The 550-nt window shown below is 54.4% G+C and carries 1 pseudogene; it reads left to right on the plus strand.

From position 1 onward, the window contains the following. A pseudogene (locus ACT84W_RS02315) lies at window positions 1-194 on the plus strand (tRNA dihydrouridine synthase); the annotation flags it as partial. Between the last annotated feature and the right edge of the window lie 356 nt (window positions 195-550).

Below are 550 nucleotides of genomic sequence, written 5' to 3' on the forward strand. Positions count from 1 at the left end.
GCGACACCGATGAGATGGGCGGCAACGCGGTGTTCCGCATGAAGGAGTGGTGGTCGTACGCCAGGTGCTCCTTTGCCGATCCGCAGTCCGTTCACCGTGCCGTGAGAAAGCTCCGTCGTGCCGACGAGTACGAGGCGGCTGTGCGGCAGATCTTTGCCACTGAGCTTCTCGCGGATGAGCCGCGGTATAGCTAGGCCTGGCGGCGCGCACTTCTTTCCAAGGCCTCGGCCTAAAAATAGTTGCATAGTTTACCTACCTTTGCAAAGGTGGGTAAACGTGCGTGCCGGTGCCGGAGAACTCCCACGACCTGCGGTTTTGCAAATGGTTGCATCTTTTACTTACCTTTGGAAAGGTAGGTAAAAGATGAAATTAACTAGCCGCAGCGGCTTTTGCAGGCAAGAAGTGCGCTTGGTCTCCAATTATCGACATATGTCAAAAAAGACTTGCAAACCTGACGCATCGGCGTATCCTTATTTCTGTCATAAGTCAGAAATAAGGAGCAGGAAGCATGGCGGGTCGCCGGCAGAAGATCAGAAACGTCGGAGCGGAG

It is taken from the genome of Paratractidigestivibacter sp., from assembly GCF_052362415.1.
GTDB lineage: Bacteria > Actinomycetota > Coriobacteriia > Coriobacteriales > Atopobiaceae > Paratractidigestivibacter.